Genomic DNA, 15573 nt, shown 5'->3' with positions numbered 1-15573 from the left:
ACGGATTCACACGCTTCGGGAGGGATGTAGGTGCCCGGTTGATATGAGCGGTTCCGACCGGCTGCGCCGGCCGGGTGACTTCTATGGCTTGTCCCATAGAAGTCACCAAGACAAGGAACCCCGGCGCCCGCGCCCTTCGGAGCTACGCTCCTACAGGTTCGCTCCGGGTTCCGGGGGTTCGCCGACAGGTCATCCTGACCTGACGACGAACTGGCGCACCTCCCTGTGCGCCACCCTGCAGGCCTGATCCTCCACCCTCCGCCGCTACCTAAGGGGTCTGGATTGAACAGCGGACATTCCTTGTATGCGCCTCCGCAGGCTCTAAAGATGCGATGGATGCGGAGGCCCGGAGAACCAAGCCAGACGGTCGTACGTGAACCTGGAATCGTTCTTTTCGTGGCGCGCGCAAGCATTCCCTTGCGCGCGCCACCGTACTCACTGCACTTGCACGTTCACATCGTCGATCACGAACGAGGTCTGGTACGAACCGTCCTCGGTGCCCGTGAAGCGCAAGGTCACCGTCTTGCCGATGTACGGCGAAAGATTGAAGGTGTGCTGGCTGTAGCCTGAATTCGCGTTGAGGTTGGAATACGTGTACAGGTTGGCCAGCACGTTGCCGCTGCTGTCGAGGAGCTGCAACTTCAGCGTGTCGTACTTCGTGGATGTCGTCGTCTCGGCCGTGTCGATGTGCATCCAGAAGGTCAGCGTGGCCGACGTCATGCCCGACGGAATGGCGATCTGCTGACTGAGCGTGTCGGTATGGCTGGAGCCATAACCGTCCATCCAGGCGAACCACGATCCACTGTGCGCCGTCTCACTGCTGCAACTGCTGTTGCTGCAGAGCACGCTGCTGGAAAGCGACCACGGCGTCGCCGTACCGGATTCGAAGCCGGGATTCTGGACCAGCTGCGAGCTTCCGCCGCCGCCACCGCTGGACGGATTGAAGATGATGTTCAGCACCGGGTGCAGTTCAATGGCATTCGGCGCCACGCCCGTCTGCCCGTGGTCGTAGTCGAAGAAGCCCACACCCTCGACCTCGACCGGGATGCTGGTGCTCTGGAAGGACGTCGTGGCGTTGAACTTGGCGTCGAATTCGGATCGGGCGTTGGTGATATCCGCCTTGAACGGACTGCTCGATCCCACGCAGGCCGGGTCCGGAATCTCGGCGATCATGGTACGGCCCTGGCTGTCCTGCAGGATCAGGTGGTAGTCCGAGTCGCTCTCCAGCTTGTACCCGGTCAGCGTGGCGTCGACGATGAACGCCGTGGTCTCCGTCGGCTGCACGCGCGCGTTGGACGGAATGGTGGTCGGCGCCGGCAGCGAGGTCAGGTAGGCGATGGTCTGCCGGACTGGGTTGTTGAGATCGACCAGACCGGCATCCGGATCGGTCCCGGTCTTGACCGACCAGCGCTCGACACCGCAACTGCCGGTGCTGGCGGCACTCGCCTGCCACGTTGAAAATATCCCCAGGGTGAAGATCGCCGCGACGACAAGCACACGGCGGACTGCAATGGTCCCATGCATGATGTAACGCTCCTTGAAATAAGCCCGATCAACGCGCGCCGGCGGCAAGAACTTGCCCATCGTGATCCAGCGCGCACCTCCCCCTGTACGGGCGAGCATGCGCTTGTTCCATGGACGTTTTGCGTCAGTGGGAAGTCAGCGATGTGTGTTCTGTCGCTTGCGTCACATTCGCGATTGGTTGACGCTGGCATCCGGACACCACGTGCCGGCCCGCTGATGCCTCGATACGGAATGCAGGCCACATTCGCCCTGCCATAACGGGTTCGACGACGATGCGACCTTTTGCTTCTGTGTGGTGAAGAGCGGTTCCGACCGGCTGACGCCGCTTACTCGATTAAACACAAGGAGGTTTTATGAATCACGCCGATGAAAGATTCGTCGCAGCACGACCACCTGACCACGATGATCCGATTGTTTACCGCGTTACGAAGTGGGCTCGCGGCTTCACCATAATTGCGGCACTGACTCTTGGTTCAGGATGGACATATATGACATTTTTTCCTCCTTATGCGCATGGCCGGCTTGTCTTCAACCCCCTCATGATCAGCACTGATGTTCTGTTATTGGCCGGATTCGCATACGCCATCATATGGTCGCTTACTGCACGTATATATTTGTACGCAGATCAATTCGAGCAGCATACACCGCTCATTCACAGGGTACTCAAGCTTGATGACATCGCCGGACGCATGTACACCAAAGGCAGTGGAGCGCACTATCCGATGATCGTGCCGAAATCTGGAAGGCCATTCTCCATCGACACCGCTGCGTATGGACTCGATGAACGCTTCAATCACTGGTTCTTGCATCTGCGAGACCTAAATAGATAGATCTCGAACAATCCCCCATCATTTAGCGTGAATCTACATCCGTAAAAATTGTCTCTGACACCATTTTTCTTTCATTTTTCTTTTGAGAACGGTGACTGGCGCGATCCTCGCGAAAAAACGCAGCGGAAGTCGGCCCCATGGCTACGTGGCACCGATCTCCCCGGCAGCGGGGCGATGGGCGCTTATGGCTCTATTGACAGGCGGCGGCGAAATGGTGACACCTTTTCCATTTTCCATGTAGGACATCCCCTACACGAGAAATCGGCATCACCCTATTCTATACATTACAATAGTCATATACGGTAACGAAGCAGGATTAAGTGGTAAGCCGCAGGATTTTTCTCGAGCCACCACTAGACCTAGCAAATCCAGCAAACTCAAACACCCAAGGAATATTTCGATGATCAAGAAAATTGTCGCACTTAATGCCATTATTCTCGCATCAATTTTTTCCGCCACCGCAGCTCACGCCCAGAGTACCAGCACCAGCAACATCTACATCACCAACATTTCAAGCGGATGGAGCGCAAACACATTTAGCATTGGAACCGCGGAAACGGTAATCAACCCAGCCGGCTGCCCGCATACAGATGTGTATTCTGTGGACGGAACTGCTCCAGGATTCAAGCTTCACGTCATGGCAAGCATCACAGCTTTTCAAAACAACCAAAAAGTTCAAATTACTGTTTCAAATACCGAATGCGCCTCTAATGGACGTCCAGAAATTATTGGTGTCCGAGTCTATGGAAACTAAGAAACCTAGGACACCACAAAAGGAGAGCATTCATGAAAATGCTTAAGTGGAAACTTTTCATGGCGACTGCACTTGCACTTGCAGCTGCCTGCGCTCAAGCAAAGTCGACCACAGTCACCTCACTATCAATTGACGGAAAAACAATTCCAGGGCAAACGATCAACCTGCACATTATTTTGACTGGAAAACATCTTGTTTATGCTGGAGGCTGCTCATTTTACCCAGGGGAAATAAAAACATCTAAAGACAACACAAACATAAACGTAACAAATCCGACAACGCAAAATAGCAACACAATCTCGACAGAAACAGTTCCCGCGGCGTCTGGAACAGGCTGCTACGATTCCACCACAGGATTATGGTACGCAGTCAAAGTTTATGGCGACCACACAGATTTTTTTGTCCCATACAAGCTACCAACTGGCGTAGCCACCTATCAATTTAGCGCAACATTTTCGGGCGATAGCGATAGCAATGGATCCAACGCATCTCCAGTGACCGTGCATGCACGCTACCCTAATAATGCGGCAGTAATGAATTTTTTTCTATCTGACTAAAAATCGTAAAACCACCTTCCCAAAAAATAGGTGGAGACGGAGACAATTAAATTTCCTCATTAACCTCATACCCCCTCCCCTTTTAGTAGGTGGCAGTGAAAGGCAGGACCAAATCGCAGGGGTAAATAGGGGACGGAGACAATTAATTGGTGCTGTAACGCCCCAAGCTGCAACCCCTCCCCTTCGGTAGCGGCGGAGGGTGGAGGATCAGGCCCGCAGGGTGGCGCACAGGGATGTGCGCCAGTTCGTCGTCAGGTCAGGATGACCTGTCGGCGAACCCCCGGAACCCGGAGCGAACCTGGAGGCCCGAAGGGCCGGAAGGCGCGGACGCGGGGTGCCCTTCTTTTGGTTCGTTTTCTTGGGCAAGCAAGAAAATGAACCCGGCCGGCGCAGCCGGTCGGAACCGCTTTTAGCGATCAGCAAGCAACGGAAAACGCCGAACGAAGCCGCCCAAAGCCTCAGGCCGCCTGCAACTCCGCCCGCAACATCCGCGCCATCGCATGCCCCGCCTCACGCCCGTCCAGCACGGCGCGCACCACAAGATCCGCCCCCCGCACCATATCCCCACCGGCAAAAATCCGCGGATGCGACGTCTGATGCGGCAAGCGCCCCTCGCCGCCGGTGATCGTACGGCCGGACACCAGATGCTCGATGCCCGCCTGATCCATCCATTCGGCCGGATCGACCTGGAAGCCGAAGGCGATGATGACCACGTCCGCCGCCAGCACTGTCTCGCTGCCGATGACGTTCTGCGGTCGGGCGCGGCCGGTGCCGTCGTCGACCAGGCGCGTTTCGACCAAGTCGACGCCCTCGACCTGGGTGTCGCCGACTACGCGCAGCGGCTGACGATGGAACAGGAAATTCACGCCTTCCTCGCGCGCGTTCTGCACTTCGCGGCGCGAGCCGGGCATGTTGGCCTCGTCGCGGCGGTAGACGCAGCTGACTTCGGACGCGCCGAGGCGAATCGCGGTGCGCACGCAGTCCATGCCGGTGTCGCCGCCGCCGAGCACGACCACGCGCTTGCCGGCCACGTCGAAACGCGGGTCCAGCGGCTGGTGGTGCAGGATGCGACGCACGTTGGCGATCAGGAACGGCAGCGCGGCATGCACGCCGCGCAATTCGCGACCGGGCAGCTCGCCATCGATGGCTCGGTATGCGCCGGTGCCGAGGAACACGGCGTCGAACTGGTCGAGCAGGTCCTCGAAACGGCGATGGATGCCGATCTCGGTGTTGAGGTGGAAGTGCACGCCCATGTCTTCGAGCACGCGACGGCGCATGCGGATGACCTGTTTGTCGAGCTTGAACGGCGGGATGCCGAAGGTGAGCAGTCCGCCGATTTCCTCATGGCGGTCGAACACGTGCACCTCGACGCCGTTGCGCACCAGCACATCGGCGCAGGCCAGACCGGCCGGTCCCGCGCCGACCACCGCCACGCGGCGGCCGATGGAGCGCACGCGACTGAGGTCGGGCCGCCAGCCCTGGCGCAGCGCCTGGTCGGTGACCCAGCGCTCGATGCCGCCGATGGTGACGGCGCCGAAGTCGCCCTGCTCCAACGTGCAAGCACCTTCGCACAGGCGGTCCTGCGGACACACGCGACCGCACACTTCGGGCAGCGGGTTGGTCTGGTGCATCAGCTCGGCGGCGGCGGTCAGGTGACCGTTGCGCACCAGCTTGAGCCAGTCGGGAATGTAGTTGTGCAGCGGGCAGGCGTGCTCGCAGTACGGGTTGCCGCAGTCGATGCAGCGACCGGCCTGCTCGCCGGCGTCGTCGGGCAGGAAGTCGCCGTAGATTTCGTCGTGCCCGGTGATACGCACCTTGACCGGCACGCGCCGTGGCATCTGCCGCGGGATGTCGATGAAGCGGAACAGGGATTCGTCGCTCATGCGCGCGCCCTCCTGTTCTGTGCGGTGTGAACCGATGCTGTCGCCGCACGAACGCTGCGGACCGCTTCGCTCACACGCGGAGAGCTTCCTCTATCCGTCATCCCGGCGAAAGCCGGGACCCAGTGCCTATGGACGCCACGGAAGTCACTGGGTCCCGGCTTTCGCCGGGATGACGGCCGTTGGGAGTGCCCGTGGTACGGCGTTGCAGCGTGTGGACCAAAGCCAAAGCGATACCGGGAAAGCGGCCTAGCGAGGTTTTCGCATACGGAATTCCCGCGCACGAGTGGGTGCATCGGCATCATGCGGCCCTCCGCAGTTCCTCGGCCAGCGCTTCCAGACTGGCGGCGCGCGGCTTGACCAACCAGAAGCGGTGCAGCACGCCGCGGAAGTCGTCGTACAGACGCTTGCTCCAGGCGCTGCCGGTGAGTTCGGCGTGGCGGCGGATCAGTTGGCGCAGGTGCTGCATGTGGTGCTCGGTGCCTTCCGGGGTGATGTGGACGATGTCGACCAGCTCGTGGTTGTAGCGGTCGACGAAATCGCGGTCGAGGTCGAGCACGTAGGCGAAGCCGCCGGTCATGCCCGCACCGAAGTTGAGGCCGGCGCGACCCAGCACCGCGACGACGCCGCCGGTCATGTATTCGCAGCAGTGGTCGCCGGCGCCCTCGGTGACGGCCAGCGCGCCGGAGTTGCGCACCGCGAAGCGCTCGCCGGCGGTGCCCGCGGCGTACAGTTCGCCGCCGGTCGCGCCGTACAGGCAGGTGTTGCCGAGAATCGGCGCCTCGTGACTGGCGTAGCCGGCGTCCTCGGGCGGACGCAGCACGATGCGGCCGCCGGCCATGCCCTTGCCGACGTAGTCGTTGGCTTCGCCGGTCAGCTCGATGTGCAGGCCGGCGGCGTTCCACGCGCCCAGGCTCTGCCCGGCGCTGCCGGCCAGCGTCAGGGTCAGCGGCGTATCGGCCATGCCGGCATCGCCCCACTGCCGCGCGATGGCGCCGGACAGGCGCGCGCCGACGGCGCGGTCGGCGTTGCGGATGGCGTAGGCGAAGCGTCCGCCGCTGCCGGCGGCGACCGCGCCGGCGGTGTCGGCCTGGATCGCCTCGACCAGGGCCGAGGTTTCGCGCACCGGATTGCGGGTGCGAATGCAGTACGGCTTCATGTCGCGCGCACCGCCTTCCTGCGCCAGCAGCGGCGCCAGATCGATCTTGTCCAGACCGGCCAGCTGCGCGTCGATGCGCTCCAGCAGTTCGGTGCGGCCGATGATCTCTTCCAGGTTGTGTGCACCGAGCCGCGCCAGCCACTGGCGCACGTCCTCGGCGATGAAGCGGAAGAAGTGCTCGACCATTTCCGGCAAGCCGACGAAGTGGTTGCGGCGCAGCAGTTCATGCTGGGTGGCGACGCCGGTGGCGCAGTTGTTGAGGTGGCACACGCGCAGGTACTTGCAGCCCAGCGCGACCATCGGCGCGGTGCCGAAGCCGAAGCTCTCGGCGCCGAGGATGGCGGCCTTGATGACGTCCAGGCCGGTCTTCAGACCGCCGTCGGTCTGCAGCCGCACGCGGTCACGCAGGCCGTGCTTGAGCAGCGTCTGGCGCGTTTCGGACAGGCCCAGCTCCCACGGCGTGCCGGCGTACTTCAGCGAGGTCAACGGACTGGCGCCGGTGCCGCCATCGTGGCCGGACACGGTGATGAGGTCGGCGCCGGCCTTGACCACGCCCGCGGCGACGGTGCCGACGCCGGCATGGCTGACCAGCTTCACCGAGATCAGCGCGTCCGGATTGACCTGCTTCAGATCGTGGATCAGCTGCGCCAGATCCTCGATGGAATAGATGTCGTGATGCGGCGGCGGCGAGATCAGGCCGATGCCCGGCTTGGCGAAGCGCAGCTTCGCGATCATCTGGTTGACCTTGTGACCCGGCAGCTGGCCGCCCTCGCCCGGCTTGGCGCCCTGCGCGATCTTGATCTGCAGCACCTCGGCGTTGACCAGATAGGCCGGCGTGACGCCGAAACGGCCGGAGGCGACCTGCTTGATCTTCGACATCTTCTCGGTGCCGTAGCGCGCCGGGTCCTCGCCGCCCTCGCCGGAGTTGGAGCGTGCGCCGAGGCGGTTCATGGCGATGGCCAGCGCCTCGTGCGCTTCCGGCGACAGCGCGCCCAGACTCATGCCGGCCGAGTCGAAGCGACGCACGATGGACGACAGCGGCTCGACCGCCTGCAGCGGCAGCGGCGTCTCCGCCTCCACCGGACGCAGCAGGTCGCGCAGCGCGGACGGCGGACGCCGGTCGACGTGATCGGCGTAGCGCCGGTAGGCCGCCGCATCGCCGGTGCGCACGGCTTCCTGCAGCGAGGCGATCACGTCCGGGTTGTACATGTGGTACTCGCCTCCGTGCACGTACTTGAACAGACCGCCGGCGCGCAGCGCCACGCTCTCGTCCCAGGCTTCGGCGGCGAGCTGGCGCTGGTCGCGGTCGAGGTCGTCGAAGCCGGCACCGCCGATGCGCGCGGGCGTGCCGGGGAAGCACAGGTCCACCACCTCGGGCGCGAGACCGATGATCTCGAACAATTGCGCACCGCGGTAGCCGGCGATGGTGGAGATGCCCATCTTCGACAGAATCTTCAGCAACCCCTTGCGGATGCCGCGACGGTAGCTGCGGCCGACCTCGAACGGCGCGGCCTTGTCCTGGCGGATGAAGCCGGCGCGGCCGAGGTCGAGCAGGCTCTGGTAGGCCAGCCACGGGTACACCGCCGTCGCGCCGTAGCCGATCAGGCAGGCGAAGTGGTGCGCGTCGCGCGCGGTGGCGGTTTCCACGATCAGGTTGCAGCGGCAGCGCAGGCCGGCGTCGATCAGCCGCGCGTGCACCGCACCGGTCGCCAGCAGCGCGTGCACCGGCACGCTGTCGCGGCGCGGGTAGCGGTCGGTCAGGAACACCAGCGCGGCGCCGTTGCGCACCGCGTTCTCGGCTTCGTCGCAGAGACGACGCAGCGCCGATTCCAGCGCTTCGTTACCGCTGCGGCACAGGTCCAGCGTGACGGTGTGTCCGGCGAACGGCTCCACCGCCAGCAGCTGGCGCAGCTTGCGCTGCGAGAGCACCGGCGAGTTCAGCAGAATCTGGCGCGCGTTCTCCGGCGCCAGCTTGAAGAAGTTGCCCTCGGGGCCGATCTGCGTGGTCAGCGACATCACCAGCCGCTCGCGCAACGGATCGATGGGCGGATTGGTGACCTGCGCGAAGCCCTGACGGAAACGGTCGTACAGCGCGCGCACCTGGCGCGACAGCGCGGCGATGGGTGTGTCGTCGCCCATCGAGCCGGTCGCCTCGCTTTCGGTCTCGGCCAGCACCTTGAGCACGGACTCGCGCTCCTCGCGGCTGAGGCCGTACAGCTTCTGCAGGCGGCGCAGTTCGTCGACCGGCAGCGGCTGCGCGGCCAGGCTGGGATCGATCAGATCCGATTCCAGGTATTCCACACCGGCGCGCAACCAGTTGCGGAACGGCGCGCGCGCGGCGTTGATGGCGTCGATGTCGACGTCCTGCAGCAGGCGGTCGGCCTTGAGGTCGACGGCCAGCATCTGCCCCGGCCCGAGCCGCCCCTTGGCGACGATGCGCGAGGCCGGCACGTCGCGGATGCCGGTTTCCGAAGCGACCAGCAGCACCTGATCGTCGGACAGCGACCAGCGCGCCGGACGCAGGCCGTTGCGGTCGAGCGCGCAGGCGGCGTAGCGCCCGTCGCACATCACCAGACCGGCCGGGCCGTCCCACGGTTCGGTGTGCAGCGCGTAGTACTCGTAGAAGGCGGCCAGATCCTCGTCGAGGTTGTCGTTGGCCTGCCACGCCGGCGGCACCAGGATGCGCATGGCGGCGAGCATGTCGATGCCGCCGGCCAGCAGGATTTCCAGCGCGTTGTCGAGGCTTTCCGAATCGGAGCCGTGCTGGCGCACCAGCGGTCCCAGCTCGGTGAAGTCCATGTGCGGCGAAGCCAGCACCGGCGCGCGCGCCATCATCCAGCGGCGGTTGGCGCGGATGGTGTTGATCTCGCCGTTGTGCGCCAGCACGCGGAACGGCTGCGCCAGTCGCCACTGCGGCGTGGTGTTGGTGGAAAAACGCTGATGGAACACCACGGCACGGGCGCGCAGCGCCGGATGGCGCAGATCCTCGAACACGTCGCGCAGACGACCGGGCGCAGCCATCGCCTTGTAGGCGACCGCATGCGTGGACAGCGAGACCACGTAGCAACCGTCGTCGTCGTAGACGGTCTCGGCACGTCGGCGGGCGCGCAGCAGGGCACGCTCGAAGGCGGCCGTGTCCATGTCGTCCGGCGCGTCGACGAAGATCTGGCGGATGCGCGGCATGGTCGCCGTCGCCATCGGTCCGCACGGTTCGGTGTCGACCGCCACGTCGCGCCAGCCGGCCACGCGCAGGCCGCACTCGGCCAGCTGCGCTTCCAGCACCTGCGCGTGGCGCAACGCGTCCTCGCTCTCGAAGAACACCAGACCGGCAGCGAAGCGCGGCGCCGGCGCGATGCCGTCGGCCTTGGCCAGCGCGCGCAGCCAGTCCTGCGCGCCGTGGATCAGCACGCCGCAGCCGTCGCCGCTGACGCCGTCGGCGTTGACCGCGCCGCGGTGGGACAGCCGCGCGAGGGCGACGAAGGCATCGTCGACCAGCTCCGCGCTGGTGCGGCCGTCCACATGCACCAGCAGGCCGAAGCCGCAGGCATCGTGCTCGAAGGCGGGATCGTAGAGCGTGCGAGTGCGGGATGCGGTCAAGCGATACCTCGAATGGGGCGGACCACCGCGTGCGTCCGGCCGTAGAGGCAAGTCGCTCCTGAGCACGTGCGTCGCGGTACGTGAGGGGAATCACCACTAAAGCACAGGCCCCGGGTTACGTCAAAATTCCAAATAGACGTATAGATGGGCGTATGAACGGTGTTTTTTGCTGAACGGACGCGTCCGCGAAGGGCGCATCCGTGCCCGGGGCGACAGCCCGGGAAACCCGACCAATGGCACAGGAGCGTCCCCCGGGGGTGTGCTAGCGTCAGTCGGTCATGTCCCCGGGAATCCCCATGAAAACCAGAACCCTGCTTGCCTGCATGCTGGCGGCCGCCTTCGTGCCCGTCGCCGCCTACGCCGACGCCCCCGCCCAGCACGCCTCGGATGCCACCAGCGCCAAGATCGCCGCGATCCTGAAGACGCTGGGCAAGACCACCCAGTTCGGCGGCGTCTCCGTCTCGCCGGACGGCAAGACGCTGGCCTGGACCTTCCACGACAAGGACGGCGACCACCTGCAACTGGCCGACGCCAAGGGCCGTCACGTGCGCAGCGTGAAGGTGACCGGCGCCGACAAGGGCTGCAGCGACATCGCCCGCCCGCTGTGGTCGCCGGATGGCGGCCGCGTCGCCTTCCTCGGCAACTGCGGCAACGACAAGCATCCGGATCAGGCCGACATCTTCGTCGCCGACGCCGCTTCGTCCGCACCTACCGCGCATGCGGTCACGAAGCTCGACGGCTACGCGCACGAGCTGAGCTGGGCGCCGAACGGCAAGCAGTTCGGCCTGCTGTACGTGGCCGGCGACCGTCACCGCGTCGGCGCCACCGCCGCCACCAAGGCGCGCGTGGGCGTGATCGGCGTCAGCAACATCTCGCACCAGCAGTTCAACGTCGTCGGCATGGACGGCGTACCGCATGCGATCACGCCGAAGTCGCTGTTCGTCTATGAGTACAGCTGGTCACCGAAGTCCGACGCCGTGGCGTTCGTCGCCGCGCCGCCGCCGGGCGAGAACAACTGGTGGGTCGCCAAGCTGTACGCCCAGGACACCGCCAGCGGCAGCGCGCCGCGCGTGGTGGTCGATCCGGGCACGGTGAAGGGTTCGCTGCACGGCCTGCAGATCGCGCTGCCGCGCTGGTCGCCGGACGCTTCGCGCATCGCCTTCATCGGCGGTCTGATGAGCGACCAGGGCGCGACTGGCGGCGATCTCTACGTGGCGCCGTCGAAGGGCGGCGCGCCGGTCGACGTGACGCCGGGCATCCACACCTCGCCGTCGTGGCTGACCTGGACCGGCAACGACCGCCTGCTGGTCGCCGCCATCGCCTCGGGCAAGACGCGCATCTTCAGCTTCACCCTCGACGGCGACAAGGCCGCGCACGAACAACCGCTGCTGACCGACGATTCCGGTCTCGGCGACGGCAGCGTGGCCTCGGCCGTCGCGGTGGCCGCCAACCACACCCGTTTCGCCTTCATCCGCAGCACCTTCGCGCATGCGCCGGAGATCTACAGCGGCCGTTTCGCCACCGACCGTGATGGCCAGCCGACGCGCGTCGCTCAGGCCCCGCGCGCCGTCACCCACGTCAACGATGGCCTCAAGCCGCTGTGGGGCAAGGCCGTGTCGGTGGAGTGGACCAACGAAGGCTTCCACGTGCAGGGTTGGCTGCTGCTGCCGGCGAACTACGATCCGCACAAGACCTACCCGATGATCGTCAACGTGCACGGCGGTCCGGTGTGGAACGTGCGCTCGGGCTGGGGCGGCAACGGCCTGTACTCGGCGTTGGGCTACTTCGTACTGATGCCGAACCCGCGCGGCAGTCTGGGCGAAGGCGCGGCCTACACCCAGGCCGTGCGCAAGGACATGGGCTACGGCGACCTGCGCGACATCCTCGCCGGCGTCGACAAGGTCGAGAAGCTGTACCCGGTCGACGACAAGCGCCTGGGCATCAGCGGCTGGAGCTACGGCGGCTTCATGAGCATGTTCGCGCCGACGCAGACGCATCGCTTCCGCGCCGCGGTGGCCGGCGCCGGCCTGTCCAACTGGCAGAGCTACTACGGCCAGAACATGATCGACCAGTGGATGCTGCCGTTCTTCGGCAAGTCCGTGTACGACGACCCGGCGGTGTACGCCAAGAGTTCGGCGATCAACTTCATCAAGCAGAACAAGACGCCGACGCTGGTCGTGGTCGGCGAGCGCGACGCCGAATGTCCGGCGCCGCAGTCGTTCGAGTTCTGGCATGCGCTGCGCGCCATGGGCGTGCCGACGCAGCTGGTGGTCTACGCCGGCGAAGGCCACGGCTTCCACAAGAAGGAAGACCGCATCGACGTGCTGAAGCGTTCCGCCCACTGGTTCGCCAAGTACCTCGGCGACGGCGCCGACAAGTAAGTCCGGACCGCGAGTCCTGCGCCGCCCGGCGCAGGACTCGCCCGACCGCGGCAAACGCGGCATGATGCGCGTATGGCCCGCGCCCACGCTCTGAAAGCCGTCGACACCTCCACGCCCTGCCCCTGCGGCAACCCGCTCGGCTACGCGCAATGCTGCCAGCCGCTGCACCGCGGCGAACCCGCGCCCAGCGCCGAAGCGCTGATGCGCTCGCGCTACAGCGCCTACGTGCTGCGCGATGAAGACTACCTGCTGACCAGCTGGCACCCGTCCACGCGCCCGACTTCGCTGCGCCTGGGCGTGCAGCAGCCCGCGCCGAGCTGGCTGGGCCTGAACGTGAAGGCGCACGAGGACGGCGGCGACGACCGCGCGACGGTCGAATTCGTGGCCCGCTTCCGCGTCGGCGGCGGCCGCGCGCAACGCCTGCACGAACGCAGCCGGTTCCTGCGCGAGGACGGCCGCTGGTACTACGTCGACGGCGACATCCTGAGCGACTGACTACTCGCAGCGCGCACGCCGAACGCTGCCCGCGCAGTCATCGCGTGCGATGCATGACGCATGCATCGCGAACGCCTTCCGTTCGCCACCTACCGCAACCGGTGCAACTCGCCCGGCGACCTGCGCTCAGAACGCCTCGCGCTTCTTCACCGCCTCGATCCAGCGCTGCGCGACGATGGGCGTGGTCATGCACATGGCTTCGTCGGTGACGGTGGTCACCGCGCGTTCCAGCAGGCGGATGTCGGCTTCGTGCTGGCGCGCCACGTGCGGGTCCTCGAAGAAGATCACGCGCTGGCAGCGCTGATCGAGAATGCGGTCGGCGATCTGCGCGTCGCCGCCCAGCGGGCCGCTGTTGTAGCGCACCACCCACTCCTTGTCCTTCGGCCAGCCGCGCGACCAGGCCAGCTCGTTGAGGCCCTGGCCGGTGGTGCCGGTGGCCACGCGCGTGGCGAAGCGCGACAGCAGATCGAAGTGTGCGCCGGCGAAGTCGAACATCTCCTGCTTCAGCGCGTCGTGGGCGATCAGCGCCACGGTCTGGCGCTCGAACGCGAACAGGCGGTCGGCGGCCGGCAGCGGTTCCAGCCCGGCGTGCATGCGCTGGCATTCGATGAAGTCGATGGCGCCGGCCACCGTCGACACGAACGGTTTGTGGTGGATCACGCACTGGCGCTTGAGCGCCGCGGCCTCGGGATAATCCGACGACGGATCGACCGGATCGATCAGGTAGATCGCGCCGTCCAGCGTGCGCGTCTCGCCCAGACCGACCACTTCGGCCACCAGCTTCATCAGGCCGCCGTGGCGTCCATACGGATAGCGCTTGAGCGGCGGATAGCCCTGCAACATGCCCTCGCCGAGCATCGCGTCGTAGGTACGACCGACCACGTGCAGCTCCATCTGCAGCTCGCGGATGCCGTCCGCGCACACGCGCAGCCAGCGGTACAGTGCGGCGTCGCGATTGGCGTGATGGAGCTGGTTGACGGCGAGACCGATGCGCATGGAGATGCCTGCTGGATGACGACCGGCTCATCCTAGCGCAAGCGCATGCCCACGCCATGACGCGCGCATGGCGATTCCGCTACCCGCGCATCGATCTACGGCAACCGAACCAGCGCAGCGGAATGGCCTCGCCCATCGCGCGGTAGCCGGCGTCGTTGGGATGCAGGTGATCGTCGCTGTCGAACGCCGGGCGGAGGTGCTTCGGATGCGCCGGATCGCGCATCAAGGCGTCGAAATCGACCACGCCGTCGTAGCCGGCGCGATGCCGGATCCAGTCGTTGATCTGCTCGCGCGCGCGCTCGCCCTGCGCGGAATACGCGCCGCCCAAGGTATCGGCGAACGGCGTGATGGTCGCGCCGTAGACACGCAGCTTCGCGGCGTGCGCCTTGCGGACGATCTGTCGCAATCCGGCAATCACCTGCGCCGCCAGCGCGTCGCCGTCGACGACCTTGCCGGCGACCTTGGCGACCATGGTCGGCTCGCCGATGTCGTTGATACCGCCCAGCACCAGCACCGCGCGCACGCCCGGCTGCCCCAGCACGTCGCGGTCGAAGCGCGCGGCCATGCTCGGTCCGTTGCCGTAGGTACCGGCGTAAGCCGCCGCCTCGTTGCCGTCGATGCCGGCATTGAGCACGGCATGCGCACAGCCCTTCTTCCCGCGCAGGCGCTCGAACAGGACGTCCGGGTAACGCCGGTCGCGGTCGGGCGTGGAGCGGTAGCCGTTGGTGATGGAGTCGCCCAGCACCACGATGGCCGAGGTCGCGCGCGACGACCACGTCTCGACGCCGGCCAGCCAGTAGGTCGACGACGACGTGGCCGCCACCGGCATGCGCGTGCGGGCAGTGAAGTCGCCCGTGGAGGACACGTAGTTCGTGCGGCGCGCGTCCAGATGCCAGGTGCTTGGCGTGACCGTGCCGTCGATGTACAGGCTGACCGCCAGCTTCTCGCCCACCCGCACCTTCATCGGCAACGCGTCGCTGTAGAAATCTGCACCGGCGGGAATCGTCACCGATACGCGGCCGCCGAAGCGCAGCGCGTGCAGCGTGTCCGTCACGGCGACATCGCCGTCACGCTCTTTCCATGTGCCGACGCTGGCCGCCGCGATGGTCAGCGGCGCATCGCCGTAGGCGTTCGACAGCCGGATGCGCAGCTTCGTCCCCGCGGCGGTCACGCGCACGATCTGGCGCAGGGTCTGGTGCGCGATCCGCTGGGCGGCGATCGGCTTGGCCCGGTAGGCATTGGCCGGCACCGGCGCGGGAATCATCGCCGTCATCCAGGCGCCCAACCAATGCCCTTGCGACCTGTCTGGCGTTGCCGCCGGACAGGTCGACACGACCATGCCGAGCACCACCGTCAACAGCGCGGACATAGCGTGAGCCTGGATTCGACTACGGTCGCGC

At 65.5% G+C, this 15573-nt stretch carries 10 protein-coding genes; 5 read left to right on the top strand and 5 right to left on the bottom strand.

Annotated elements, in window-relative coordinates:
- Positions 1-435: 435 nt before the first annotated feature.
- Positions 436-1524: a hypothetical protein gene (locus LF63_RS16075; protein ID WP_184655051.1), complete on the bottom strand. Its 1089-nt coding sequence runs from the start codon at positions 1522-1524 to the stop codon at positions 436-438.
- Positions 1525-1877: 353 nt separating this feature from the next.
- On the opposite strand from LF63_RS16075, the gene LF63_RS01945 reads away from it, so the two are divergent.
- The 3 genes from LF63_RS01945 to LF63_RS15685 all read left to right on the top strand — a co-directional run bounded on the left by LF63_RS01945 (position 1878) and on the right by LF63_RS15685 (position 3665).
- Positions 1878-2354 carry a hypothetical protein gene (locus tag LF63_RS01945; RefSeq protein WP_152569216.1) on the top strand — a complete coding sequence of 159 codons (477 nt, stop codon included), beginning with the start codon at positions 1878-1880 and terminating at the stop codon, positions 2352-2354.
- A gap of 400 nt (positions 2355-2754) precedes the next feature.
- The gene (locus LF63_RS15690) at positions 2755-3108 is read left to right on the top strand and encodes a hypothetical protein (RefSeq protein WP_152569215.1); all 354 of its coding nucleotides are present in this window, start codon (positions 2755-2757) and stop codon (positions 3106-3108) included.
- A gap of 32 nt (positions 3109-3140) precedes the next feature.
- Positions 3141-3665: a hypothetical protein gene (locus LF63_RS15685; RefSeq protein ID WP_152569214.1), complete on the top strand. Its 525-nt coding sequence runs from the start codon at positions 3141-3143 to the stop codon at positions 3663-3665.
- 458 nt (positions 3666-4123) lie between these two features.
- Here the strand turns inward: LF63_RS15685 and LF63_RS01940 are convergent, their stop codons facing one another.
- A complete protein-coding gene (locus LF63_RS01940) occupies positions 4124-5548 on the bottom strand; it encodes an FAD-dependent oxidoreductase (protein WP_043099247.1) in 1425 nt (474 codons plus the stop codon).
- Between the two features lie 298 nt (positions 5549-5846).
- Positions 5847-10301 carry a glutamate synthase large subunit gene (gene gltB, locus LF63_RS01935; protein ID WP_043099245.1) on the bottom strand — a complete coding sequence of 1485 codons (4455 nt, stop codon included), beginning with the start codon at positions 10299-10301 and terminating at the stop codon, positions 5847-5849.
- A gap of 296 nt (positions 10302-10597) precedes the next feature.
- Between gltB and LF63_RS01930 the strand changes: the two genes are divergently transcribed.
- Together LF63_RS01930 and LF63_RS01925 are read left to right on the top strand one after the other, a co-directional pair.
- Positions 10598-12682: an alpha/beta hydrolase family protein gene (locus LF63_RS01930; protein WP_043099243.1), complete on the top strand. Its 2085-nt coding sequence runs from the start codon at positions 10598-10600 to the stop codon at positions 12680-12682.
- Positions 12683-12754: 72 nt separating this feature from the next.
- Positions 12755-13177, top strand: coding sequence for a YchJ family protein (locus tag LF63_RS01925; RefSeq protein WP_200877524.1), 423 nt, complete (start codon positions 12755-12757; stop codon positions 13175-13177).
- A gap of 126 nt (positions 13178-13303) precedes the next feature.
- Here LF63_RS01925 and LF63_RS01920 read toward each other — a convergent pair whose 3' ends face one another.
- Both LF63_RS01920 and LF63_RS01915 read right to left on the bottom strand, forming a co-directional pair.
- Positions 13304-14173, bottom strand: coding sequence for a methylglyoxal synthase (locus tag LF63_RS01920; protein WP_043099241.1), 870 nt, complete (start codon positions 14171-14173; stop codon positions 13304-13306).
- A gap of 79 nt (positions 14174-14252) precedes the next feature.
- The gene (locus tag LF63_RS01915; RefSeq protein ID WP_161782311.1) at positions 14253-15542 is read right to left on the bottom strand and encodes an SGNH/GDSL hydrolase family protein; all 1290 of its coding nucleotides are present in this window, start codon (positions 15540-15542) and stop codon (positions 14253-14255) included.
- Positions 15543-15573 lie beyond the last annotated feature (31 nt).

The organism is Oleiagrimonas soli (assembly GCF_000761445.1).
In the GTDB taxonomy this organism is placed as follows: Bacteria; Pseudomonadota; Gammaproteobacteria; order Xanthomonadales; family Rhodanobacteraceae; genus Oleiagrimonas; species Oleiagrimonas soli.
The sequence above is the reverse complement of the archived record's forward strand: the minus strand, read 5'-3'. Positions and strand labels throughout refer to the sequence as shown.